General features: G+C 68.7%; 22 protein-coding genes. 13 read left to right on the forward strand and 9 right to left on the reverse strand.

Annotation, left to right across the window (positions count from 1 at the left end):
• Nucleotides 1–74 precede the first annotated feature (74 nt).
• From AACL56_RS18110 to AACL56_RS18120, 3 genes are all read left to right on the forward strand, one after another.
• A complete protein-coding gene (locus AACL56_RS18110; protein ID WP_339091197.1) occupies nucleotides 75–743 on the forward strand; it encodes a GntR family transcriptional regulator in 669 nt (222 codons plus the stop codon).
• A gap of 116 nt (nucleotides 744–859) precedes the next feature.
• Nucleotides 860–1,432: a DUF4865 family protein gene (locus AACL56_RS18115; protein WP_339091198.1), complete on the forward strand. Its 573-nt coding sequence runs from the start codon at nucleotides 860–862 to the stop codon at nucleotides 1,430–1,432.
• The gene (locus AACL56_RS18120) at nucleotides 1,429–1,551 is read left to right on the forward strand and encodes a hypothetical protein (RefSeq protein ID WP_339091199.1); all 123 of its coding nucleotides are present in this window, start codon (nucleotides 1,429–1,431) and stop codon (nucleotides 1,549–1,551) included. Before AACL56_RS18115 ends, AACL56_RS18120 begins: the two co-directional genes overlap by 4 nt.
• Nucleotides 1,552–1,555: 4 nt before the next feature.
• On the opposite strand, the gene AACL56_RS18125 is transcribed toward AACL56_RS18120, so the two are convergent.
• On the reverse strand, nucleotides 1,556–2,407 hold the full coding sequence (locus AACL56_RS18125; protein WP_339091200.1) for a LysR family transcriptional regulator: 852 nt from the start codon (nucleotides 2,405–2,407) through the stop codon (nucleotides 1,556–1,558).
• 123 nt (nucleotides 2,408–2,530) lie between these two features.
• On the opposite strand from AACL56_RS18125, the gene AACL56_RS18130 reads away from it, so the two are divergent.
• From AACL56_RS18130 to AACL56_RS18140, 3 genes are all read left to right on the forward strand, one after another.
• Nucleotides 2,531–3,679 (forward strand): DSD1 family PLP-dependent enzyme, encoded by a 1,149-nt coding sequence (locus AACL56_RS18130; RefSeq protein ID WP_339091201.1) that lies wholly within the window; start codon nucleotides 2,531–2,533, stop codon nucleotides 3,677–3,679.
• Nucleotides 3,680–3,867: 188 nt separating this feature from the next.
• Complete coding sequence (locus tag AACL56_RS18135) at nucleotides 3,868–5,127, forward strand: acyl-CoA dehydrogenase family protein (protein WP_339091202.1); 1,260 nt, start codon at nucleotides 3,868–3,870, stop codon at nucleotides 5,125–5,127.
• Nucleotides 5,128–5,211: 84 nt separating this feature from the next.
• The gene (locus AACL56_RS18140; protein ID WP_339091203.1) at nucleotides 5,212–5,427 is read left to right on the forward strand and encodes a hypothetical protein; all 216 of its coding nucleotides are present in this window, start codon (nucleotides 5,212–5,214) and stop codon (nucleotides 5,425–5,427) included.
• Between the two features lie 31 nt (nucleotides 5,428–5,458).
• Here AACL56_RS18140 and AACL56_RS18145 read toward each other — a convergent pair whose 3' ends face one another.
• Nucleotides 5,459–5,773: a hypothetical protein gene (locus tag AACL56_RS18145; RefSeq protein WP_339091204.1), complete on the reverse strand. Its 315-nt coding sequence runs from the start codon at nucleotides 5,771–5,773 to the stop codon at nucleotides 5,459–5,461.
• 381 nt (nucleotides 5,774–6,154) lie between these two features.
• Nucleotides 6,155–6,982: a crotonase/enoyl-CoA hydratase family protein gene (locus AACL56_RS18150; protein ID WP_339091205.1), complete on the reverse strand. Its 828-nt coding sequence runs from the start codon at nucleotides 6,980–6,982 to the stop codon at nucleotides 6,155–6,157.
• A gap of 109 nt (nucleotides 6,983–7,091) precedes the next feature.
• Here AACL56_RS18150 and AACL56_RS18155 point away from each other — a divergent pair, with 109 nt between their 5' ends.
• Both AACL56_RS18155 and AACL56_RS18160 read left to right on the forward strand, forming a co-directional pair.
• A complete protein-coding gene (locus AACL56_RS18155) occupies nucleotides 7,092–8,963 on the forward strand; it encodes a PhoX family protein (protein WP_339091206.1) in 1,872 nt (623 codons plus the stop codon).
• A gap of 26 nt (nucleotides 8,964–8,989) precedes the next feature.
• Entirely contained in the window at nucleotides 8,990–9,388 is a 399-nt protein-coding gene (locus AACL56_RS18160; RefSeq protein WP_339091207.1) for a DUF488 domain-containing protein, read from the forward strand.
• A 9-nt stretch (nucleotides 9,389–9,397) separates the two neighbouring features.
• On the opposite strand, the gene AACL56_RS18165 is transcribed toward AACL56_RS18160, so the two are convergent.
• A complete protein-coding gene (locus AACL56_RS18165; protein ID WP_339091208.1) occupies nucleotides 9,398–10,006 on the reverse strand; it encodes a glutathione S-transferase in 609 nt (202 codons plus the stop codon).
• Nucleotides 10,007–10,132: 126 nt separating this feature from the next.
• On the opposite strand from AACL56_RS18165, the gene AACL56_RS18170 reads away from it, so the two are divergent.
• Nucleotides 10,133–10,591 carry an Lrp/AsnC family transcriptional regulator gene (locus AACL56_RS18170; protein WP_339091209.1) on the forward strand — a complete coding sequence of 153 codons (459 nt, stop codon included), beginning with the start codon at nucleotides 10,133–10,135 and terminating at the stop codon, nucleotides 10,589–10,591.
• 24 nt (nucleotides 10,592–10,615) lie between these two features.
• On the opposite strand, the gene AACL56_RS18175 is transcribed toward AACL56_RS18170, so the two are convergent.
• Nucleotides 10,616–11,518 carry an SDR family oxidoreductase gene (locus tag AACL56_RS18175; protein WP_339091210.1) on the reverse strand — a complete coding sequence of 301 codons (903 nt, stop codon included), beginning with the start codon at nucleotides 11,516–11,518 and terminating at the stop codon, nucleotides 10,616–10,618.
• A 170-nt stretch (nucleotides 11,519–11,688) separates the two neighbouring features.
• Between AACL56_RS18175 and AACL56_RS18180 the strand changes: the two genes are divergently transcribed.
• Nucleotides 11,689–12,561, forward strand: coding sequence for a CoA transferase (locus AACL56_RS18180; RefSeq protein WP_339091211.1), 873 nt, complete (start codon nucleotides 11,689–11,691; stop codon nucleotides 12,559–12,561).
• 21 nt (nucleotides 12,562–12,582) lie between these two features.
• On the opposite strand, the gene AACL56_RS18185 is transcribed toward AACL56_RS18180, so the two are convergent.
• Nucleotides 12,583–13,530 (reverse strand): hypothetical protein, encoded by a 948-nt coding sequence (locus tag AACL56_RS18185; RefSeq protein ID WP_339091212.1) that lies wholly within the window; start codon nucleotides 13,528–13,530, stop codon nucleotides 12,583–12,585.
• An 86-nt stretch (nucleotides 13,531–13,616) separates the two neighbouring features.
• Between AACL56_RS18185 and AACL56_RS18190 the strand changes: the two genes are divergently transcribed.
• Together AACL56_RS18190 and AACL56_RS18195 are read left to right on the forward strand one after the other, a co-directional pair.
• A complete protein-coding gene (locus AACL56_RS18190) occupies nucleotides 13,617–13,997 on the forward strand; it encodes a tautomerase family protein (RefSeq protein WP_339091213.1) in 381 nt (126 codons plus the stop codon).
• Between the two features lie 16 nt (nucleotides 13,998–14,013).
• Nucleotides 14,014–14,739 (forward strand): cold shock and DUF1294 domain-containing protein, encoded by a 726-nt coding sequence (locus AACL56_RS18195; protein ID WP_339091214.1) that lies wholly within the window; start codon nucleotides 14,014–14,016, stop codon nucleotides 14,737–14,739.
• A gap of 3 nt (nucleotides 14,740–14,742) precedes the next feature.
• Here AACL56_RS18195 and AACL56_RS18200 read toward each other — a convergent pair whose 3' ends face one another.
• On the reverse strand, nucleotides 14,743–17,154 hold the full coding sequence (locus tag AACL56_RS18200) for a YgiQ family radical SAM protein (RefSeq protein WP_339091215.1): 2,412 nt from the start codon (nucleotides 17,152–17,154) through the stop codon (nucleotides 14,743–14,745).
• Between the two features lie 142 nt (nucleotides 17,155–17,296).
• Here AACL56_RS18200 and AACL56_RS18205 point away from each other — a divergent pair, with 142 nt between their 5' ends.
• Entirely contained in the window at nucleotides 17,297–18,253 is a 957-nt protein-coding gene (locus AACL56_RS18205; RefSeq protein ID WP_339091216.1) for a bifunctional helix-turn-helix transcriptional regulator/GNAT family N-acetyltransferase, read from the forward strand.
• A gap of 124 nt (nucleotides 18,254–18,377) precedes the next feature.
• On the opposite strand, the gene AACL56_RS18210 is transcribed toward AACL56_RS18205, so the two are convergent.
• Both AACL56_RS18210 and AACL56_RS18215 read right to left on the reverse strand, forming a co-directional pair.
• A complete protein-coding gene (locus AACL56_RS18210) occupies nucleotides 18,378–19,160 on the reverse strand; it encodes a 3-hydroxybutyrate dehydrogenase (protein ID WP_339091218.1) in 783 nt (260 codons plus the stop codon).
• Nucleotides 19,161–19,515: 355 nt separating this feature from the next.
• The gene (locus AACL56_RS18215; protein ID WP_339091219.1) at nucleotides 19,516–20,265 is read right to left on the reverse strand and encodes an acetoacetate decarboxylase; all 750 of its coding nucleotides are present in this window, start codon (nucleotides 20,263–20,265) and stop codon (nucleotides 19,516–19,518) included.
• Between the last annotated feature and the right edge of the window lie 48 nt (nucleotides 20,266–20,313).

Below are 20,313 nucleotides of genomic sequence, written 5' to 3' on the forward strand. Positions count from 1 at the left end.
CATTAGGGTTAACAAGTAACATCAGCCGTTTTTCGCGGTGAGACGGGAGTGCAATGAACGAAAAAACAAGAGGCATGAGCCAGACGCGGCAGGTGTTCACCGAACTGCGGACCGCCATCGTGGGCGGGCGCCTGCTGCCGGGGTCCAAGCTCAACATCGCTGCACTGGCCGAGGAGCTGGACGTCAGCGCCGGCGCGGTGCGCGAGGGCCTGGCCATGCTGGAAGCCGAGGCGCTGGTGGTGTCCGAGCCGGCGCGCGGCTATCGCGTGAGCCCGATCTCGCAGGCCGACCTCGAGGAACTGGTGAAGGCGCGCATCGAGATCGAGAAGCTGTGCCTGGCCGAGGCCATCCGCCACGGCGACCTGGCCTGGGAAGGCAGCGTGGTGTCGGCCCACCACCGTCTCTCGAGGCTGGCCGAACGCGACGCCGCCATGCCCTCGGTGCTGAGCACCGAGTGGACCGACAGCCATGCGGAGTTCCACAACGCGCTGGTCGCCGGCTGCCCCAACGGCTGGCTGCTGCGCATGCACCAGATGCTCTACCAGCAGAGCGAGCGCTACCGGCAGCTGTCGGCACCGATGTCGAAGGAATCGCGCGACGTGGGCGCGGAGCACCAGGCCCTGCTCGACGCGGTGCTCAACCGCGACATCCTCGCCGCGCAGACCCTGATCGCGGAACACCTTCAGACCACCGGCCGGCTCCTGCTGGCGGCGCTGAAGGCGAATCCGCCGGCCGAACGCTGAAAGCGCGCCGGCCAGCCATTGCGCCGGCGCATCACAGCTATATCGGCGGCCCACTTCCGGTGCCGCCACCGCACGCGCAAGCTCCTTCGTGACCCATTCATCACAAGGAGCGATCGATGTTCGCGATGCAGTACGCCCACCGGCTTCCAGCCGACTACGACATGCAAGTCATACGGCAGCGCGCCCTGCGGCGCGGCCCGCTGTGGGACGACACCGAAGGGCTGGTCTTCAAGGCGTTCGTCTCGCAGGAGCGTGGCCGCCACGGCGCCACCGGCCACCTGTATGCGTCCGTCTACCTGTGGCATGACCTTTCGGCGGCAGCGCGCTTTCTCATGGGGGAGCGCTTCCAGGGCGTGATCGACTCGTTCGGCCGGCCGCGCGTGGAAACCTGGCTGCCGCTGGATGCACGCTCCGGCGCCGGCCGCGCGCGGCGTGCTTCGTGGCTGCAGCGCGAAGAGCGCGTGCTGGACGCGAACGCCGACCGCGCCGCGGTGTTCGCGGCGGAAGCCGAAGCCAACCGCGAGCGCGCAGCGCAACCGGGTTGCGTTGCGATGTGGACCGCCCTCGAGCCCGGTGCGTGGCGGCTGGTTCGCTTCACGCTCTCGGCGGATGCGCCGGCGCCTGGGGACCCCGGCGTCTTTCTCGAAGTGCTGCACCTTGCGAAGCCAGGCCTGGCGCAACTCGCATGAAAGCGCCGCGCCCCTCCGAGCTCTGGCTGGCGCATCTGGCCAGCGTCGGCGCGATGGCCGTCCTGCTCTGCGGCCTCGCGGCCCTGGCGGCGGCCGTGGTGCGCCGCCTCGTCTCTTGAGCCTTCAGGCGGCGGTCGAGCGGATCGCCGTCGCCAGCGTCTGCAGCGCACGTCGCGCCTGCCTGTCGGACACGCCGGTGTGCATCACCACGTCGCGCGACGGCAGCGGCGGCAGGCCGAACACCGGGCCCATGTCGACCGTGCCCGGCGGTGCCACCCGTCGCCCCAGCGCAGCCACCGCGAGCCCCGCCGACACGGCGGCGCCCACCGTGAGCACGCCGCCGCCGACGAACGCCTCGGTCCACGGTACGCCGCCCGCGGTCAGCGCCGCGATGGCCATGGCGCGGACGCTGCACGGTTCGGCCTGCGTGGCCAGGCGCAAGGGCTCGCCCGATCGATGCACGAAGTCGGTTACAGCCATCCACCCGAAATGCTCCTCGAACAGCACCTCGCCGTCGAGGCGGCGGTTGTCGTGCCGCAGGACGATGGCGACGTCGAGAACGCCGCGGTCGAAGTCGTCGAGCAGCTCGCGCGAGGTGGACACGCGCACCTCCATCACCACGTGCGGATCGGCGTCCTTCATCCGGCGCAGGAGCAGCGGCAGCTCGGCGCCGACGATGTGGTGGCTGATGCCCACCACCAGCCGGCGCGACGGCGTGGCGAACGATTCGAGCGCGCCGCTGTGCGCGGCAAGCAGCTGCCGTGCCGCCGGCAGGAACGCCAGGCCCTCGGCCGAAAGCCGCACCAGCCGGGGCGTGCGCTCGAGAAGGCGCTTGCCCAGTGCATCCTCGAGGCGCTTCACCTTGAGGCTCACTGCCGACTGGGAACTGTCCATGACCTCGGCTGCACGCGTGAAGCTCTTCAGGTCGGCGACGTGCACGAAGGCCTGCACCGCCTCGATGTCGAGGACCTTCATGAGGGCACCGGCATTTGGGAAACTACGATGGGTCGCAAGAACATTTCGATGCATCATTTCACACAAGCGCGGCGCTGCACGGCCTCGCCGCAGGCTCACCCTCCCCCACAAAGGCTTTCCCCGATGCCCCAAGACACGCAGCAAGTCAACGCGCCCCTCATCGGCGTTCCCGGCGGCCGCCACCTCCTCGACACGCCCGCCCTGCTGATCGACCTGCCCCTCATGACGCGCAACATCGAGCGCATGGCCTCCTTCGCGAAGGCGCGCGGCATCAGCCTGCGTCCGCACGTGAAGACGCACAAGTCGGTCGAGATCGCGCGGCGGCAGGTGGCCGCCGGCGCCATCGGCGTGAGCTGCGTGACGCTGGGCGAGGCCGAGGCGATGGTCCTGGGCGGCATCCCGGGCGTGCTCATCACCTCGCCCGCGGTCACGCCGAGCAAGTTCGCGCGGCTCATCAAGCTGGCGCAGCGCGCACGGCCCGGCGACGTGATGGTGGTTGTCGACAACCCGCTGAACGTGGCGGAACTGGCGCGCGCCGCCGGCGAGCTCACGCATCCGCTCGACGTGCTGGTGGACTACGGCGCCGGCTACAACCGCACCGGCGCCGCCACACAGGCCAAGGTGCTCGAGCTCGCGGCGCTGGTGGCGGCCGAGCCGCGCCTGCGGCTGCGCGGTCTGCAGTCGTATGCGGGCAACCTGCAGCACATCGTGTCGCGCGAGGAGCGCAGCGCCGCCGCGGCGGCGTTGCGCGAAACCGTGGCGGGCATCGTGTCGGCCGCGCGCCGCCAGGGCCTGAACTTCGACATCGTGACGGGCGCGGGCACCGGCACGCACGACCTCGACGTGCAGGAGAACGCATTCACCGAGCTGCAGGCCGGCTCGTACGTGTTCATGGACGCCGAGTACGCGACCGTGCTGGCGAACGGCGGCGAGCCTTCGCCGTTCGACGTCTCGCTGTTCGTGCAGACCGCGGTGGTCAGCACCAACGCGGCCGACTGGGTCACGGTGGACGGCGGCACCAAGTGCTTCTCGACCGACAGCGGCGTGCCGCTGGTGGCCAAGGGTGCGGACGCCGCGAGCCGCTATGCCTTCTTCGGCGACGAGCACGGCAAGCTGATGGTCCCGAAGGGCAACCGGCCCGCGCTCGGCGCGCGCGTGGAGTTCGTGACGCCGCACTGCGACCCGACGGTGAACCTGCACGACGCCTATCACGTGGTGGAGGGCGGCACGCTGGTGGCGATCTGGCCGGTGGACGCGCGCGGCAAGCGCTGAACGTGCCGGGCGTGCCGGGCGTGCCGGGCGTGCCGGTTCGTGCGCACCGGCATCGCCAGGACCCATCGCGCACGGCATAAGAAAACGCGAAAAGCGTATTTCACAAACGCGGGAGCGCGGGGGACAGTGAGCGCCTGTCCGTGTCTGTCCTTTCTCTTTCAGCGCGCGCTCCGGCGCCGCCCCGTCCCATGTCATCCATCCAAGAAACGACGCGCCCCCCGGCGCACGTCGCGGGCGTTCACGCGCCCTCCTCGCAACAGCTCTTCGAGCGCTTCCGCCCGGTGTTCCAGCGAATCGCCGAGCATGCGACGCGGCGCGAGATCGCGCGCGAACTGGCCTACGAGCCCGTGGCATGGCTCAACGCCGAGCGCTTCGGTGCGCTGCGCGTGCCGCTCGAGCACGGCGGCATCGGCGCATCGGTCGAGCAGCTCTACGACCTGCTGATCGAGCTCGGCGAAGCCGACTCGAACCTGCCGCAGATCCTGCGCGCGCACTTCGGCTTCATCGAGCGGCTGCTTGCCGAGATCGATCCCGCACTGCACGGCCCATGGATGCGCCTGGCCGCCGAGGGCGTGGTGTTCGGCAATGCCACCACTGAACTGGGAGACGGCCCGATCGGCACCATGCAGACCACGCTGCGTCGCGACGGCGACGCCTGGCTGCTCGACGGCGACAAGTACTACAGCACCGGCACGCTGTACGCCGACTGGATCTCGGTGTCGGCCCAACGCATCAACGACGACGGCAGCAGCGACCGCGTGATCGCACTCGTGCCCGCCGAGGCGCAGGGCGTGGAGCGCGTGGACGACTGGACCGGCTTCGGCCAGCGGCTGACCGCCTCGGGCACCACGCGCTTTCGCAACGTGCGGGTGAAGCCGGAGAACGTGCTGCTCTATGTGCGCGACCAGCCCACGCCGCTGACCGCGCATTTCCAGCTCACCCACCTGGCCACGCTCGCGGGCATCGCGCGCGCCATCGTGCGCGACGCAGTGGCCTTCGTACAGCCGCGCAATCGCGTCTACAGCCATGGCGGCGGCAGCACGCCGCGCGAGGACCCGCTGGTGCAGCAGGTCATCGGGCAACTCGCGAGCACGGCTTTCATCGCGGCGTCGACCGTGCAGGCGGTGGCGCGCGGGCTGGGCGAGATCGACCGTCATCGCGCGCGCGGCGAAGCGGCACCGGAAAGCCTGTTGTTCGAAGTGGAACTGAACACCGCCAAGGCGCAGGCCGGCATCGTCGATGCGGTGCTGCAGGCAGGCACGCGGCTGTTCGACATCGGCGGCGCCTCGGCCCTGCAGGAAGACCGCCGGCTCGACCGGCACTGGCGCAACGCGCGCACGCTGGCGTCGCACAACCCGACGATCTACAAGGGCCGCGTGGTGGGCGACCACCTGCTGAACGGGGCCAGGCCGACCTTCTACTGGGCGGTGGGAGCGATCGCGTCCTGATACGGATGCCGCGGTGTCGGGCGCTCGGAAGGCGGAGCGCTTAAAGTCCCGGGTCTTCCTCTTTCCGACCGGACCTCGATCTCCATGCGCCGACTGCTGACTGCCCTTCTTCCCATCGCCCTCGCCGCCTGCGCCGTGCCCCAGACGGGGGTGGTGCGGCTCAACGACGGCATCTTTCGGGCGGCGGGCCCGCAAGAGGCCGAGGCCTATTGCCGCAAGGACGGGAATCCGATCCGCTTCCTGGAACAGGCCGATGCGCCGACCACGCCGGGCCAGGGCGTGCTGTTCAGGTGCGATTGAGCGCCCAGCCGAGCCAGGCAAGACACGCGGATCAGACGCGTGGAAGCGCCGCCAGGAAGGTGGACACCACGATCGCCGCGGCGCGATCGAGTTGCAGGATGTCCGCCACGTCGAATGCGTGGGGCGCGGTGCGGCCGCTCGCGCCGAGCGGTTTGCGGATCTCTACAAGGACTTCGGCCGCGAGTTCGCGGTCGCTGCGCGGGGCGCCATCGGCGTCCATCACCCATTCATCGACCTGGTCGAAGGGAATGCTGCGAAAGACCCCGACGATGGGGACGTACTTGTAGCGATCCTCGCCCACAAGAATGGGCACGCTGAGGTTACAGAAAAACGTGGTGGTCGACATGCAGGATCGCCGTCGCTAAACGAAAGCATCCAATTGTTGATGAGGGCGGCTTCAGGAGCCACCCTCTGCGGGGGGCATCAGGGGCGAAGGCGTGACCTTCTGCACACAAGTTGTATCCAATTCCATGAAACTTCCCCATAAAACAACTACTTTATTCTTACACAACAGTACTCAAAAATCACTTTGAATCGTTTTGACTGTTGTACGCGCGCTTATCACGCCCCAGTTCGGGCAAGCCGGGCGCGCCAGAACCCACCGGCGGGAACGGACCGGAGGTGGCAGAAAACAGACAGAAAGCAGGTGAGCGTGCGCGAAAACCGGCCCTGACGGGCCGGAGGATCACCCGGGAACGTCGGCCCGCCGCACGTGCGGCCGGACGCCTCAGGCAGGCGTCGAGAAACGCGGCGCGCGGCGTTCGATGTTGGCCTTCACGGCTTCGACCTGGTTCGGACTGCCGATCAGCGCCTTCTGCTCCACCGACTCCGCCATGAGAAGTTCGGCCGCAGTCTGCGAGGCCGCCCCGTTGAGCAGCCGCTTGCCCGCGCGGATGGCGTCGGGGCTCTTCAGTGCGATGTCGTGTGCCATCTGCAGGGCCTCGGCCAGCGGGTCGGCGCACAGGCGCGTGGCAAAGCCGATCTGCAGGGCCTCCTCGCCCGAAAAGATGCGGCCGGTGTAGGTCAGTTCGCGCACCACGTCGGCACGGGCCAGTTCGCGCATGAGCACCATGCCGGCCATGTCCGGCACCAGGCCCCACTTGATCTCCATGACCGACATGCGGGTGTCGGGCGACACCAGGCGGATGTCGGCACCCAGTGCCACCTGCAGCCCGCCGCCGAAGGCCACACCGTGCACGGCGGCAATGACGGGCACCGGCACGTCGCGCCACACCATGGCCACCTGCTGCGCCGCATTCGAGATGCCGTGCGTGCGCACCACCAGGTCCGCGCCCGCGGCGCCCTCGCCCAGCACACCGGAGCCCGCGCCCTCCTGCATGCGCTGGAACGACGCCATGTCGAGCCCCGCGCAGAAGGCCTTGCCACGGCCCGAGATCACCACGGCCCGGACCGTCAGGTCATTGCGCAGCGACTCGCCGGCGGCAATGAGCGCATCGAACATCGCCGGGTCGAGCGCGTTCATCTTGTCGGCGCGCGCCAGCTGGAGTTCCACCACGTCGTCGGGGTGGCGGATCGATTCGATGCGGTCGTTCATTCGTTGTCTCCTGGGGGTTCCGTTGCCGTTTCAGCGGCAGTATCGCGCGCCGCGCCGCTCGGCGATGATTGCCGCTGTCGCCTGCACAACACCTCTTGAACGCCTCGCCATGACCCTGGACCGCCGCCAGTTTCTTCTTCGATCGGGTTCGGCCGCGGCCGTGGTGGCGCTGTTCGGCCAGGGCTGTGCATCGTCGGGCCTCGCCGCGCAAGGCAAGGTGCTCGGATTCACGGGCGTGCCCGCCTCGCTGCATGACGGGGTCACCATCCCGCCCGAGTACGAATGGCAGTTGCTCTACCCCTGGGGCACCCCCACCGGCGTGGCCGGCCGCATGCCGGCGTTTGCAGCCGACGCGGGCAACAGCGCCGACGACCAGGCGCTGCAGGCCGGCATGCATCACGACGGCATGCACTTCTTTCCGCTCGATGGGGCCGGCGAGCGCGGCCTGCTCGTGATGAACCACGAATACACCGACGAACAACTGCTGCACGTCGACGGCGTCAAGGCCGGCGGGTGGAGCGCGGAGAAGGTCCGCAAGTCGCTGCATGCCATGGGCGTCTCGGTGATCGAGATCCGCCGTGGCCCCGAGGGCTGGCGGCAGGTGCTGCCCTCTCCGTTCGCGCGCCGCGTGCACGGCAGGACGCCGATGCGCATCTCGGGTCCTGCCGCGGGCACGCCGCGCATGCGCACCGCGGCGAATCCGGCGGGCGACGCGGTGCTCGGCACCTTCGCCAACTGCGCCATGGGCGTCACGCCGTGGGGCACCTACCTGACCTGCGAAGAGAACTTCCACGGCTATTTCGGCGGCCCGAAGGAAGCGGCACGGGCCGCCACCCCCGCACAGCGCCGATACGGCACCGTGGCGGGATCGCAGTGGGTCGAGTACTGGCGCTTCGACGAGCGGTTCGACCTGAGCCGCCATCCGAACGAACCCCACCGTTTCGGCTGGGTGGTCGAAATCGACCCGTTCGACCCCGCCGCCACGCCCGTCAAGCGCACCGCGCTGGGCCGAAAGCGCCAGGAAAGCGCGACCTGCACCGTCGCGAAAGACGGCCGACTCGTGGTCTACATGGGCGACGACTCGCGCTTCGAATACATCTACAAGTTCGTCAGCCGCGACAAGGTGCACCCCGGCACCGACGCCGCCGCGCGCGCGGCCAACAGCCACCTGCTGGACGAAGGCACGCTGTACGTGGCGCGCTACGACGCGGACGGCCGCGGCAGCTGGCTGCCTCTGGTGCACGGCCGCGACGGGCTCGACGCTGCCGCCGGCTTCGCGGACCAGGCCGACGTGCTGATCCACGCGCGCCTGGCGGGCGACATCGTCGGCGGCACGAAGATGGACCGGCCCGAGTGGATCGCGGTGCACCCGCAGTCCGGCGAGGTGTACGTCACCCTCACCAACAACAGCCAGCGCGGCGACGCGGGCAAGCCCGGCACCGACGCCGCCAACCCTCGCGCGAACAACTTCTTCGGCGGCATCCTTCGCTGGCGGGAAGACGGCGGCGATGCCGCTGCCACCGGCTTCGGCTGGAACCATTTCGCCCTGGCCGGCGACCCGGCACAGGCCGGCAGCGGCGCACGTTACCCGAGCGCCGAGGCCGACATGTTCGGCGCGCCGGACGGCCTGCATTTCGACCGTGGCGGCCTGCTTTGGATCCAGACCGACATGAGCGGCCAGGCGATCGGCAAGCCGCCCTACACCTCGCTCGGCAACAACCAGATGCTGTGCGCCGACCCGGCATCCGGCCGCATCAAGCGCTTCCTGACCGGGCCGAACGGCTGCGAGATCACGGGCTGCGTGGTCACGCCCGACCGGCGCACGCTGTTCGTGAACATCCAGCATCCGGGCGAGGCGCGCGACGACGGCGACGGCGGGCACAACAGCGCCTGGCCCGACGGAACCGCACCCGGCCAGGCGCGCCCCCGCTCCGCCACGCTGGCGATCCGGCGGCGCGACGGCGGTATCGTCGGCACCTGAACCTCATCACCGCACGGAGCACCCGCATGAGCATCCGCATCGTCCGACTGGGCACCCCGCGCGCACCCGGCGAAGGCCTGCGCATCGGCACCGTGCGCCGCCCGCCGCGCGGCGTTCCCAAGACCGAGTTCGCCTCGCAGGACTGGTACGACGTGTGGTACCCGAACCTCGCGCCTTCCGCCGAAACCATGAAGCAGGCGCAGGAAGCGCAGAAGACCGGATCCGCCGCCGAATGGAACGCCTTCGTGCGCAGGTTCAGGCACGAGATGGCCGAACCGGACGCGGGGCGCAGCCTCGACCTGCTGGCCGCGCTGTCACACGGCACCGCCATGTCGCTCGGCTGCTACTGCGAAGACGAGGCGCGCTGCCACCGCTCGGTGCTTCGCGCCCTCTTGGCCGAGCGCGGCGCGAAGATCGCCGACTGAGCATGCCGCTCAGACCATCGGCGCGCCGAGGAACACCGGCAGGCTCTCGGCCTGCGCCGAATGCGACGCCAGGGCCGGATGCCCGGCCGGCGACACGGCATCGGGCGCCACCAGTTGCGTGAAGGCCCAGGCCACAGCCGTCGACACGCCGGCCTGCGTCATCGTCTCCTCGTCGGCCGACAGCGGCGCGGCGGCCAGTTCGCCCTCGAGCGCCGCGTAGGCCGCGGCAAGCTGCGCGCGCACCCGGTCCATCCACGGCTGGTGCAGCTTCTCGGCGGGCCGCACGTTGTGCTCATACACGATCTGCACCGTCTTCTCGCAAGCGGCCAGCGCGAGCCCCGTGAGCCGCAGCGTGCGCAGGCGCGCGGCCGGGTCGGCGGGCACCAGGCTGCGGCCGCTGAGGTCTTGCGCGTGATCGACGATCAGCGCCGAATCCATCAGCACCGATCCGTCGTCGCAGACCAGCGTGGGCGCCTTCACCACCGTGTTGATGGCGCGGAACTGCTCGAAGGTGCTGAACACCGAGACCGACCGGTGTTCGAAGGGAACGCCCAGCAGGCGCAGCGAGATGGCGGTGCGCCGCACGTAGGGCGAGTCGAGCATGCCGACGAGTTGCATCGTTTCTTTCTCCAGGAAGATGTCTCTTCACGATAGCGGCGGCAACGCGTGCGCCCAAGGGCGATCCATCGAAAATCGCGGCCGCAAACCGATCGACCATCGGTGAGGTGAGCCGCAGGAACGCACATGAACATCGACAAGAAAGACCGCCTGATCCTCGAAGCGCTGCAGGCCGATGCGCGCCAGAGCCTGGCCGCCATCGGCAAGCGCATCGGCCTGTCGCAACCGGCCATGAGCGAGCGCGTGCGCAAGCTCGAGGAGGCCGGCGTGATCGAGGGCTACGGTGCTCGCGTCAACCTGCGCGCACTGGGCGTGGGCCTGCAGGCCATCATCCGCATCGACACCACGCACGCCGGCATCGCGAAGTACCTGAAGCTGTTCGAGGCCATGCCCGAGGTGCTGGGCGCCGACCGCGTCACCGGCGAAGACTGCTTCTTCGTGCGCTGCGCAATCGCCGAGCCGGCCGATCTCGAACGCGTGGTGGACGCGCTGGCGGTCGACGGCGCCGTGACCACATCGCTGGTGCTGTCGACCCCGGTGAACAAGCACGTGACGGTGCATGCGGCGAAGCCGCCGGAGAAGTAGCGCGGCGATCCACCGCGCGGTGGTTCAGCGCTGCGCCTTGTCCTTCTGGTTCTGTGCCTCGATGCGCTCGCGCGCGGCCAGCCAGTCCGCGTCGCTCCACTGGCGCAGTTCATAGAAGTTGCCGCCGGTGGCCAGCGCGTTGCCGCCGTCCATCATGATGCTCTGACCCGTGAGCCAGTCGCACTGCCCGGGCGCCATCAGGAAGGCTGCGAGGTTCTGCAGTTCGCTCATGCGGCCGGTGCGTGCCATCGGGTTGTGCTGCTTGCTGCGCGCACCCGGCTCCTCGCCGGGATTCAGGCGCTTGCTCATGCCTTCGGTGGGAATCTCGCCGGGCCCGACGGCATTCAGGCGGATGCCGTGGCGCGCCCATTCGACCGCGAGCGACTTGGTCATCACGTCGATGCCGGCCTTGCTCATGGCGGAGGGAACGACGTAGGGGCTGCCGTTGTCGACCCAGGTGGTGATGATGCTCATGACGCTGCGGAATGCGTCGCCCGTCTTCCACTCGCCCGCCTTCGACTGAGCCACCCAGCGCTTGCCCACGGCCTGCGTGACGTAGAAGCTGCCGTGGAACACGATGTTGGCGATGGCGTCGAAGGCGCGCGGCGAGAGGCTCTCGGTGGGCGACACGAAGTTGCCCGCTGCGTTGTTGACCAGTCCGGTGAGGCCGCCGCTGCCGAACAGGCTCTCGACCATCTCGTCGACCTGCTGCGCGATGCGGATGTCGACGCCGAAGGTGTCGATGCGCCGGCCCGGAAACTGCTGGCGCCACTCTGCGGCCGTTTCCTCGCAGACCGACTGCCGCCGTCCGCAGATGGCGACGTCGGCGCCCAGGCCCAGGAAGCGCTCGGCCATCGCGCGGCCCAGGCCGGTGCCACCGCCGGTCACGAGGATGCGCTGGCCGCTCATCAGGGATGCTTCGAACATGTTCGTCTCCTTGTCGTTTGCATGTTGCTGCGGCAGCGGCGAGGGACGGCTGCCACCGCCCCATGCTACGCGCGCAGCGGCCCGGCGGCTTGCGGGAACTGGCTCCGTGCGGGCCGGCACGCCGCGCGAGAATGTGGAAAACAAGCCCTTCCCGGAGACAAGACCAGCCCATGCCGACATCCGCCAACGACCACAGTGCACCGCTCGACGGCGTGCGCGTCCTGAGCCTCGCGCTGAACCTGCCCGGCCCCGCCGCGCTGCTGCGCTGCCGCGCCATGGGTGCGGCCTGCCTCAAGCTGGAACCGCCCGGAGGCGACCCGATGGCGCTGTACAACCGGCCCGCCTACGCGGCGCTGCACGAGGGCGTGGAGATCCGCCCGGTCGACCTCAAGACCGAGGCCGGCCAGCAGCAGCTGCACGCAGAGCTCGCGAAGACCGACGTGCTGCTCACGTCCTTCCGCCCTTCCGCGCTGGCCAAGCTCCGGCTCGACTGGGCTACGCTGCAGGCACGCCACCCGGCGCTGTCGCAGGTGGCCATCGTCGGCGCGCCGGGCGAACGCGCCGAGGAACCGGGACACGACCTGACCTACCTCGCCGAAAGCGGCCTCGTCACCGGCACCGAACTGCCGCCGACGCTCTACGCGGACATGGGCGGCGCGCTGCTCGCCAGCGAGGCGGTGCTGAAGGCGATGCTGCTGCGGTCGCGCAGGCCGGGCGGCGTGTACCTCGAGGTGGCGCTGAATGCCTCGGCCGACTGGCTGGCGCTACCCCGCACCTGGGGCCTGACGCAGCCCGACGGCGCGGTCGGCGGCGCGCACGCAGGCTACCGCGTGTACCCCTGCGCCGATGGCCGCGTGGCCGTGGCCGCGCTGGAGCCGCATTTCGCGGCGCGGCTGGGTGAAGCGGCGCAGCTGCACTCGAAGGACATGATGGCGCCGGCCACGCACGAGGCCCTGGCGGCCTGGATCGCGCAGCGCACCCGTGCCGAGCTCGACGCCATGGCGCGCGAGCGCGACGTGCCACTGCTCACGCTGGCCGGCTGAGCGGACAGCCGCACCGCGGCGTCACCTGGACGAAGGAGCGCCGGTGCCGCCGTCGCGTTGCCTGTCCTCGCGCTTGAGCGCGAGGTAGGTGTCGAGGTCGATTTCGTGGAGTTGCCGCGGGTACTGCTCGGCCCCGGCGAACCAGCGGCGCTGCCGACGCTCGGCCTGGTCGGCGCCCGGTGCCGACAGGTACGCGTCGAGCGTGAGGAAATAGCGCATTGCATTGCGCTCCACCAGGCCGCGCATGCCACGGATGTAGTCGGGCTGCCCTTCCGGTGTCTTGCCCGTGACGGTGAAGCCCACCTTCTCGCTGCCGAAGGTCGCGAGGTAGGCCATGGTGCCGAGCCGCACCATCGCGTTGTGGTCGTAGCTGTAGCTGAAATGCAGGAAGCTCTTGCGCTCGTCGAGCGCCACCGCCTCCAGCGTGACGCGGTAGTTGCTGGTGCCTAGCGGGCCGCTCTCCGCGGTGAGCTCGACCGACAGGTGCTCCGGCGTGGCGCTCGCCACGCGGTACGCGAACGGCAGCTCGAAGGCGTCCTCGACCGGCTTGTCGTAGCGCCGCACGACATACAGCGTGACCGTCTCGCGCCCCTGCGCTCCCTTGGCCACCGTGCAACGGCGGTTGTTGACGTGCAGCGTCAGCACGTCGCACCAGTGGGCCGGGCCCCTGAGCGTGGCGCTGATTTCCGACAGCGGATGGTCGACCACCGCGTACACGTCGCCCTGCAGGCCATCGGGCGTTTCCATGGAATCGAGCTGGATCGGCCGCCCGAAGCTGCTGCGCTCGAGCTTGTCGCTCATGCGCTGGTGCGTGGCGCGCAGCGTCTGCGCTGCTCCGGCCGGTGCTGCCGGTGCCGCGCCCGCTGCGGCATCGGGCGGCGCCGCCGGCACTCGTGCGCAGGCCGCGAGCAGCAACGCTCCCGCCAGGATTCGGGTCCAGGAAACCGGCAGGCGGGGCGAACTGCTCATGGGGCCACACCATACATCGGAGCGATTCACCTGTGCTGCCGGTTGACCGCTAATCTCCGGCTTCCGTATCCACCGAGGAACCCCGCATGCCATTCGTCCGGATCGACATTTCCAATGACAGCCCCGAGGACCTGGGCCATGCCATCGGCGACCTCGTCTACCAGGCCATGCGGGACACCATCAACGTGCCGGAGGACGACAAGTTCCAGGTCATCGCGCGGCACGAAGCGCGCGACATGGTGCGTCCGGCGAGCTACCTCGGCATCGCCTATTCGCCGGGCATGGTGATGATCCAGGTCACGCTGAACCAAGGACGCACGGTCGAGATGAAGAAGGCCTTCTACCGGCGCGTGGCAGACGACCTGCACCGCCGGTTGCATATCCGTCGAGAGGACGTGTTCATCCATCTCGTCGAGGTGGCCAAGGAGAACTGGTCGTTCGGCAACGGCGAGATGCAGTACGCCTAGCAACGAGAATGCGCCGATGAAACGCCAGGGCACGCTCGTACGATGGGAAAAGGACCGGGGCTTCGGCTTCATCCGCTGTCCCGATGTTTCCGCCGACGTGTTCGTGCACCTGCGCGACTTCGCCGCCAGCGGCACCACGCCGCAGGTCGGCATGAAGCTGGACTTCGAGGAAATCCACGTGGGCGGCAAGGGGCCGCGCGCCGTGGCGGTGAGGGCCGTGGGCGCAGCAAGGCGGCCGGAGCAGCAACGCAGGCAGGGCCGCGCTTCCGCTGCCCCGCACCGGCAGCCTGTTCGCGCTCGCAGCGGCAACGGCAGCAGCAGCAGCGGCAGCGGCAGCGGCAGCGGCAGCGGCAGCGGACGGGATGCCTCGTTCCCGCTGGCGATGGTGCTGCTGCTCGCCGTGTATGCCGCGCTGCTCGGCTACGGCGTCTGGACCGCGCGTCTGCCGGCTGTTGCGCTCGGCGTGTTGCTGCTGCTGAGTCTGCTGGCCTTCTTCGCCTACGGCTTCGACAAGAACGCCGCCGAGACCGGCCGCTGGCGCACGCCGGAGAACACGCTGCACATGCTCTCGCTGGCCGGCGGCTGGCCGGGCGCATGGGTGGCGCAACGGCTGTTCCGCCACAAGGTGCGCAAGGCGAGCTTCATGGCGGGCTACTGGGCGACGGTGCTGGCCCACATGGCGGCCGTGGGCGCCTGGGTGGGCAAGCTGCTGCCAGCGGACCTGCTGGCATTTGCTCTTTAGCGTTCAGCGCGGCTTGCGGATGTTGCCGCGCACCGGGCCGGCGGCCTTGCGCGACCCCGGTCCCGAAGGTGCCGAACCGTTGTCGCGCGGCGGCAGGCCGGTGTGCTGCGTGAGCATGCGGCCCTTCGACGGCTTCACCGGCGCCAGCTTCACGGGCGCCGCCTTGGCCGCAACGGGAGCGGCGGTCGAGTTCTTGCGCCGCGCGCTCGTGTAGCCGCCGTCGGTCAGCGGCTGCCAGGTCGGGATCAGATGGTGCTTGCCGTTGCCGATGAGGTCGGCGCGGCCCATGCTCTTCAGGGCCTCGCGCAGCAGCGGCCAGTTGTTGGCGTCGTGGTAGCGCAGGAAGGCCTTGTGCAGGCGGCGGCGCTTGTCGCCGCGCACGATGTCCACCGTCTCGCTCTCGCGCGTGATCTTGCGCAGCGGATTCTTGTTGGTGTGGTACATCGTCGTGGCCGTGGCCATCGGGCTCGGATAGAAGGTCTGCACCTGGTCGGCGCGGAATCCGTTCTTCTTCAGCCAGATCGCGAGGTTCATCATGTCCTCGTCGCTGGTGCCCGGGTGCGCGGCGATGAAGTACGGAATGAGGTACTGCTTCTTGCCCGCCTCGGCCGAGTACTTTTCGAACATCTGCTTGAACTTGTCATAGCTGCCGATGCCGGGCTTCATCATCTTCGTGAGCGGCCCCTGCTCGGTGTGCTCGGGGGCGATCTTCAGGTAGCCGCCCACGTGGTGCTGCACCAGTTCCTTCACGTACTCGGGCGACTGCACGGCCAGGTCGTAGCGCAGGCCGGAACCGATCAGGATCTTCTTGATGCCCTTCAGCGCACGCGCCCGGCGGTAGATCTTGATCAGCGGGTCGTGGTTGGTGTTCAGGTTCGGGCAGATGCCCGGGTACACGCAGCTCGGCTTGCGGCAGGCCGCTTCGATCTCGGGCGACTTGCAGCCGATGCGGTACATGTTGGCCGTGGGGCCGCCCAGGTCGGAGATGGTGCCGGTGAAGCCCTTCACCGAGTCCCGGATCGCCTCGACCTCCTTGATGATCGAGTCTTCCGAGCGGCTCTGGATGATGCGGCCCTCGTGCTCGGTGATCGAGCAGAAGGTGCAGCCGCCGAAGCAGCCGCGCATGATGTTCACGCTGAAGCGGATCATTTCCCACGCGGGGATCTTGGTCGCGCCGTCGTGGCTGCCGTTCTCGTCGGCGTAGCGCGGGTGCGGGCTGCGCGCGTACGGCAGGTCGAACACATGGTCCATCTCCGCGGTGGTGAGCGGAATAGGCGGTGGGTTGATCCACACGTCGCGCGCCGTGGCGCCCTCGCCGTGCGCCTGCACCAGCGCGCGGGCATTGCCGGGGTTTGTCTCGAGATGCAGCACGCGGTTGGCGTGCGCGTAGAGCACCGGGTCGCTGCGGACCTGTTCGTAGGCCGGCAGGCGGATCACCGAATGGTCGCGCGGCGGCACCTTGATTCGCGCGCGCGAAGCCAGCGCCGGGTTGGGCACGAAATTCAGCGGCTTGATGGCGGGGTTCACCACGGAACCGGCTGCGGAACCCGCAGCTTCCGCCGCCTTGGCAACGGCTTCAGCCTCGTCTTCCTTGGCGCAGGTGGCGCCGTTGGCCTTGGCCTGGTCGGACACCATCAGGTACGGATTGACGTGCGCCTCGACACGGCCCGGCTCGTCGACGCTGGTGGAGTTGATCTCGAACCAGCCCTCGGGCGTTTCGCGCCGCACGAAGGCAGTGCCGCGCACGTCGGTGATCTGCTGCACCGGCTCCTTGGCGGCCAGGCGGTGCGCGATCTCGACGATGGCGCGCTCGGCGTTGCCATACAGCAGCAGGTCGCACTTGGAATCGACCACCACGGAGCGGCGCACCTTGTCCGACCAGTAGTCGTAATGCGCGATGCGGCGCAAGCTGCCCTCGATGCCGCCGAGGATGATCGGCACGTCGTTCCAGGCTTCCCTGCAGCGCTGCGAATACACGATGGCCGCGCGATCGGGCCGCGAACCGCCGACGTCGCCGGGCGTGTAGGCGTCGTCGCTGCGGATCTTGCGGTCCGCGGTGTAGCGGTTGATCATCGAATCCATGTTGCCGGCGGTCACGCCGAAGAACAGGTTCGGCTTGCCCAGCGCCTTGAACGGCTCTGCGCTCTGCCAGTCGGGCTGCGCGATGATGCCGACGCGGAAACCCTGCGCCTCGAGCATGCGGCCGATCACCGACATGCCGAAACTCGGATGGTCGACGTAGGCATCGCCCGTGACCACGATGACGTCGCAGCTGTCCCAGCCGAGCGCTTCCATTTCCTTGCGCGAAGTCGGCAGGAACCTGGCCGTGCCGAAGCGGGCCGCCCAGTACTTGCGGTAGCTGGTCAGCGGCTTGGCGGCACGAGCGAAAAGGGAGACGTCGACGGGGGCGTTCATCGTTGGGAGTGAGCGGCGCCATGCCGGCGCCGTTGTGGGCAACCCTCGATTTTAGGGTTTTCCATCATTTCTGTCGCTACAAACATCCTGTGACCGCGCTGCCAGCCATGACTTCCATTAATTGCCAAAGTCAACCAATCTAATGACAATGGCAACCATGTCAGAGTCTTCCACTTTCGTCGACGCCGCCGCCGTGAAGGCGATCCGGCAGTTCAACCGCTTCTACACCCGACGCATCGGCGCACTCGACCCCTACCTCGGCAGTCCGATGTCGCTGACCGACGTGCGCGTGCTTTACGAGCTCGCGCACCGCGCAATGGCGGTGGCCAGCGAGATCGGCCGCGACCTCGGCCTCGACGCGGGCTACATGAGCCGCATCCTGCGCCGCTTCGAGACCGAAGGCTGGCTCACGCGCGAGCCGCATCCGCGCGACGCGCGCCAGAGCGTGCTGCGACTCTCCGAGGCCGGCCATGCCGCATTTGCGCCGTTGCAACAGAAATCGCGCGAGGAAGCCGCCGGCCTGCTCGCCCCGCTCGCGCCGGCGCAGCGCGAGCAACTGGTGCGGGCCATGGGCACGATGCAGTCTCTCCTCGACCCCGAAACCACGCCGGCCAGGCCGCAGGCCGCCGTGCTGCGCGACCCGGCGCCCGGCGACATCGGCTGGGTGGTGCAGCAGCACGGCGAGATCTACGCGCGCGAATACGGCTGGAACAGCAAGTTCGAAGCGCTCGTGGCCGGCATCGCAAGCGAGTTCCTGCTGAAGTTCCAGCCCGAATGGGAGCGCTGCTGGATCGCCGAGCTCAACGGCGAACGGGTGGGCGCGATCTTCGTCGTGCGCAAGTCGGCCACCGTGGCGCAACTGCGCATGCTGATCCTCGCGCCCAGCGCGCGCGGGCTGGGCCTGGGCGGCAAGCTGGTGGACGAATGCATCGCCTTCGCGCGCCTGAAGGGCTACAGGAAGATGTTGCTGTGGACCAACAGCTGCCTGCTGGCGGCGCGGGAGATCTACGCGAAGCGCGGGTTCAGGTTGACGCAGTCGGAGCCGCACGAGGGCTACGGCACCGAGCTGGTGGGCGAGACCTGGGAGCTGAAGCTGTAGCTCCGCGCCTTCCTCATTTGAAGGAAGGTCGGGACGGGGACGGCGCGCCGATCAGGCGCCGCGCTCGAACGAACGCCGCAGCGCCCCCACACCTGCCCTCCCCCAGAGTGGGAGGGAGAAAAGCTCACTGCATGAACCAGCCATGGCTCACCACCAGCGACTGGCCGGTGAGCGCATTCGTCGGAAAGCCCGCGAACAGCAGCGCCACGCGCGCCACGTCTTCCGTGGTCGTGAACTCGCCATCGACCGTTTCCTTGAGCATCACGTTCTTGACGACTTCCTGCTCGCTGATGCCCAGGGTCTTCGCCTGTTCCGGAATCTGCTTCTCGACCAGCGGCGTGCGCACGAAACCCGGGCAGATCACGTTGGCACGCACGCCGTGCTTGGCGCCTTCCTTGGCCACGGTCTTGGCCAGCCCGATGAGCCCGTGCTTGGCCGTCACGTAGGGCGCCTTCAGCAGCGACGCTTCCTTCGAATGCACCGAGCCCATGTAGATCACGCTGCCGCCGCGGCCCTGCGCGTACATGTGCTTCAGGCAGGCCTTGGTCGTGAGGAAGGCGCCGTCGAGGTGGATGGCGAGCATCTTCTTCCAGTCGGCGAAGCTGAACTCCTCGACCGGATGCACGATCTGGATGCCGGCGTTGCTGATGAGGATGTCGATGCCGCCAAAGGCCTTCGCGCCCTCTTCCACCGACGCATTCACCTGGTCTTCGTTCGTCACGTCGACCGCGACGCCGATCGCCTGCGCGCCCGTGGCCTTCAGCTCGGCCGCGGTCGCGTCGGCGGCTTCCTTGTTGAGGTCGGCAATGACGATCTTCGCGCCTTCCTGCGCAAACAGGATCGCGATTTCCTTGCCGATGCCGCTGGCCGAGCCGGTGATGTAGGCGACCTTGTCCTTGAGTTGCATGGTGATGTTCCTTGAGGGTTGAGGAGAAAGACGGATTGATTCCTGCGCCGATTCCAATCGTGAGACACCACGGAACCGGCTTCGCCGGGCCGCAGGTGTCGCCCCCGGCGAGGGGGAAGGAGAAGCGACACGAAGTGCGCGAAGCCTGGGGGCGAGTCAAGGACACCGCGGAACCGGCTTCGCCGGGCCGCAGGTGTCGCCCCCGGCGAGGGGGAAAGGAGAAGCGACACGAAGTGCGCGAAGCCTGGGGGGCGAGTCAAGGACACCGCGGAACCGGCTTCGCCGGGCCGCAGGTGTCGCCCCCGGCGAGGGGGAAGGCGAAGCGACACGAAGTGCGCGCAGCCTGGGGGCGTACTCATTGCAGGTAGTCGTGTTCGACCGTGCCCAGCGCCAGCGTCATGTCGGCGATGTAGTGCACCGCCGATTCGACCTTCAGCACCGGCAGGTCGGCCACCGGCGCCAGCGCATGCGGATGCAGCTCGAGCGAGGCCGGCCCGCTCCAGGCGCCGTGCAGCGTGACGTCGACCATGTGATAGCGCACCAGTTCGCAGATGCGCGCCGTGCCGTCGACGTGCGGAATGATCTTCAGCAAAAAGTTGGGCTGCGCGATGCCCGCAAGGATGGGCCCGGGTTCGAGGGCGCGATGCTTGAAACCCATCGTGGCCTTGGCCACGCGCACCTTGCCGTAGTCGAGCGTGCCGACCACCACGTCGGTCTCGTAGTCGAACACCGGCGAGGCGAGCTTCTTCGGAAAGCCCCAGAGCTCGCGGCCGCCGGCAATGGGCGGGTGGTCGTTGAGGTACATCGCGTGAACGTACGCGCCCTTCTCCACGCCCTTGGCGGTGCGCAGCTGCACCGGAATGACCTGGCCCGACTCGGTGTAGTCGCCGAAGCCGGTGGAGTCGGGCATGCGGATGAACTCGTACTTCACGAGCGGCTCGACCACCTCGAGCGGCTCGGGCACCACGGCGCGCAGCGCGTCCATGTCGGTGCGGTAGGTGACGACGAGGAACTCGCGCCGCGTGAACCGGTACGGGCCCGGCGGAAAGGCCGGGCTGGTCAGCGGCATCGCGAACGCCGTTCGTCGCACATCTTCGATGGTCACAGCATTTCCTCCTGTTGAAGTGACGATCCAGTCTGGCGCCGGTTTCTT

Source organism: Variovorax paradoxus, assembly GCF_902712855.1.
In the GTDB taxonomy this organism is placed as follows: Bacteria; Pseudomonadota; Gammaproteobacteria; order Burkholderiales; family Burkholderiaceae_C; genus Variovorax; species Variovorax paradoxus_Q.

Bases quoted from the DNA above. Each gene is read 5' to 3' on its own strand.
- AACL56_RS18155 (WP_339091206.1), top strand. From the start codon at position 7,092: ATGACCCTGGACCGCCGCCAGTTTCTTCTTCGATCGGGTTCGGCCGCG.
- AACL56_RS18200 (WP_339091215.1), bottom strand. From the start codon at position 17,154: ATGAACGCCCCCGTCGACGTCTCCCTTTTCGCTCGTGCCGCCAAGCCG.
- AACL56_RS18145 (WP_339091204.1), bottom strand. From the start codon at position 5,773: ATGTCGACCACCACGTTTTTCTGTAACCTCAGCGTGCCCATTCTTGTG.
- AACL56_RS18205 (WP_339091216.1), top strand. From the start codon at position 17,297: ATGACAATGGCAACCATGTCAGAGTCTTCCACTTTCGTCGACGCCGCC.
- AACL56_RS18150 (WP_339091205.1), bottom strand. From the start codon at position 6,982: ATGAACGACCGCATCGAATCGATCCGCCACCCCGACGACGTGGTGGAA.
- AACL56_RS18135 (WP_339091202.1), top strand. From the start codon at position 3,868: ATGTCATCCATCCAAGAAACGACGCGCCCCCCGGCGCACGTCGCGGGC.
- AACL56_RS18195 (WP_339091214.1), top strand. From the start codon at position 14,014: ATGAAACGCCAGGGCACGCTCGTACGATGGGAAAAGGACCGGGGCTTC.
- AACL56_RS18180 (WP_339091211.1), top strand. From the start codon at position 11,689: ATGCCGACATCCGCCAACGACCACAGTGCACCGCTCGACGGCGTGCGC.
- AACL56_RS18140 (WP_339091203.1), top strand. From the start codon at position 5,212: ATGCGCCGACTGCTGACTGCCCTTCTTCCCATCGCCCTCGCCGCCTGC.
- AACL56_RS18120 (WP_339091199.1), top strand. From the start codon at position 1,429: ATGAAAGCGCCGCGCCCCTCCGAGCTCTGGCTGGCGCATCTGGCCAGC.
- AACL56_RS18210 (WP_339091218.1), bottom strand. From the start codon at position 19,160: ATGCAACTCAAGGACAAGGTCGCCTACATCACCGGCTCGGCCAGCGGC.
- AACL56_RS18160 (WP_339091207.1), top strand. From the start codon at position 8,990: ATGAGCATCCGCATCGTCCGACTGGGCACCCCGCGCGCACCCGGCGAA.
- AACL56_RS18175 (WP_339091210.1), bottom strand. From the start codon at position 11,518: ATGTTCGAAGCATCCCTGATGAGCGGCCAGCGCATCCTCGTGACCGGC.
- AACL56_RS18125 (WP_339091200.1), bottom strand. From the start codon at position 2,407: ATGAAGGTCCTCGACATCGAGGCGGTGCAGGCCTTCGTGCACGTCGCC.
- AACL56_RS18185 (WP_339091212.1), bottom strand. From the start codon at position 13,530: ATGAGCAGTTCGCCCCGCCTGCCGGTTTCCTGGACCCGAATCCTGGCG.
- AACL56_RS18130 (WP_339091201.1), top strand. From the start codon at position 2,531: ATGCCCCAAGACACGCAGCAAGTCAACGCGCCCCTCATCGGCGTTCCC.
- AACL56_RS18170 (WP_339091209.1), top strand. From the start codon at position 10,133: ATGAACATCGACAAGAAAGACCGCCTGATCCTCGAAGCGCTGCAGGCC.
- AACL56_RS18115 (WP_339091198.1), top strand. From the start codon at position 860: ATGTTCGCGATGCAGTACGCCCACCGGCTTCCAGCCGACTACGACATG.
- AACL56_RS18190 (WP_339091213.1), top strand. From the start codon at position 13,617: ATGCCATTCGTCCGGATCGACATTTCCAATGACAGCCCCGAGGACCTG.
- AACL56_RS18110 (WP_339091197.1), top strand. From the start codon at position 75: ATGAGCCAGACGCGGCAGGTGTTCACCGAACTGCGGACCGCCATCGTG.
- AACL56_RS18165 (WP_339091208.1), bottom strand. From the start codon at position 10,006: ATGCAACTCGTCGGCATGCTCGACTCGCCCTACGTGCGGCGCACCGCC.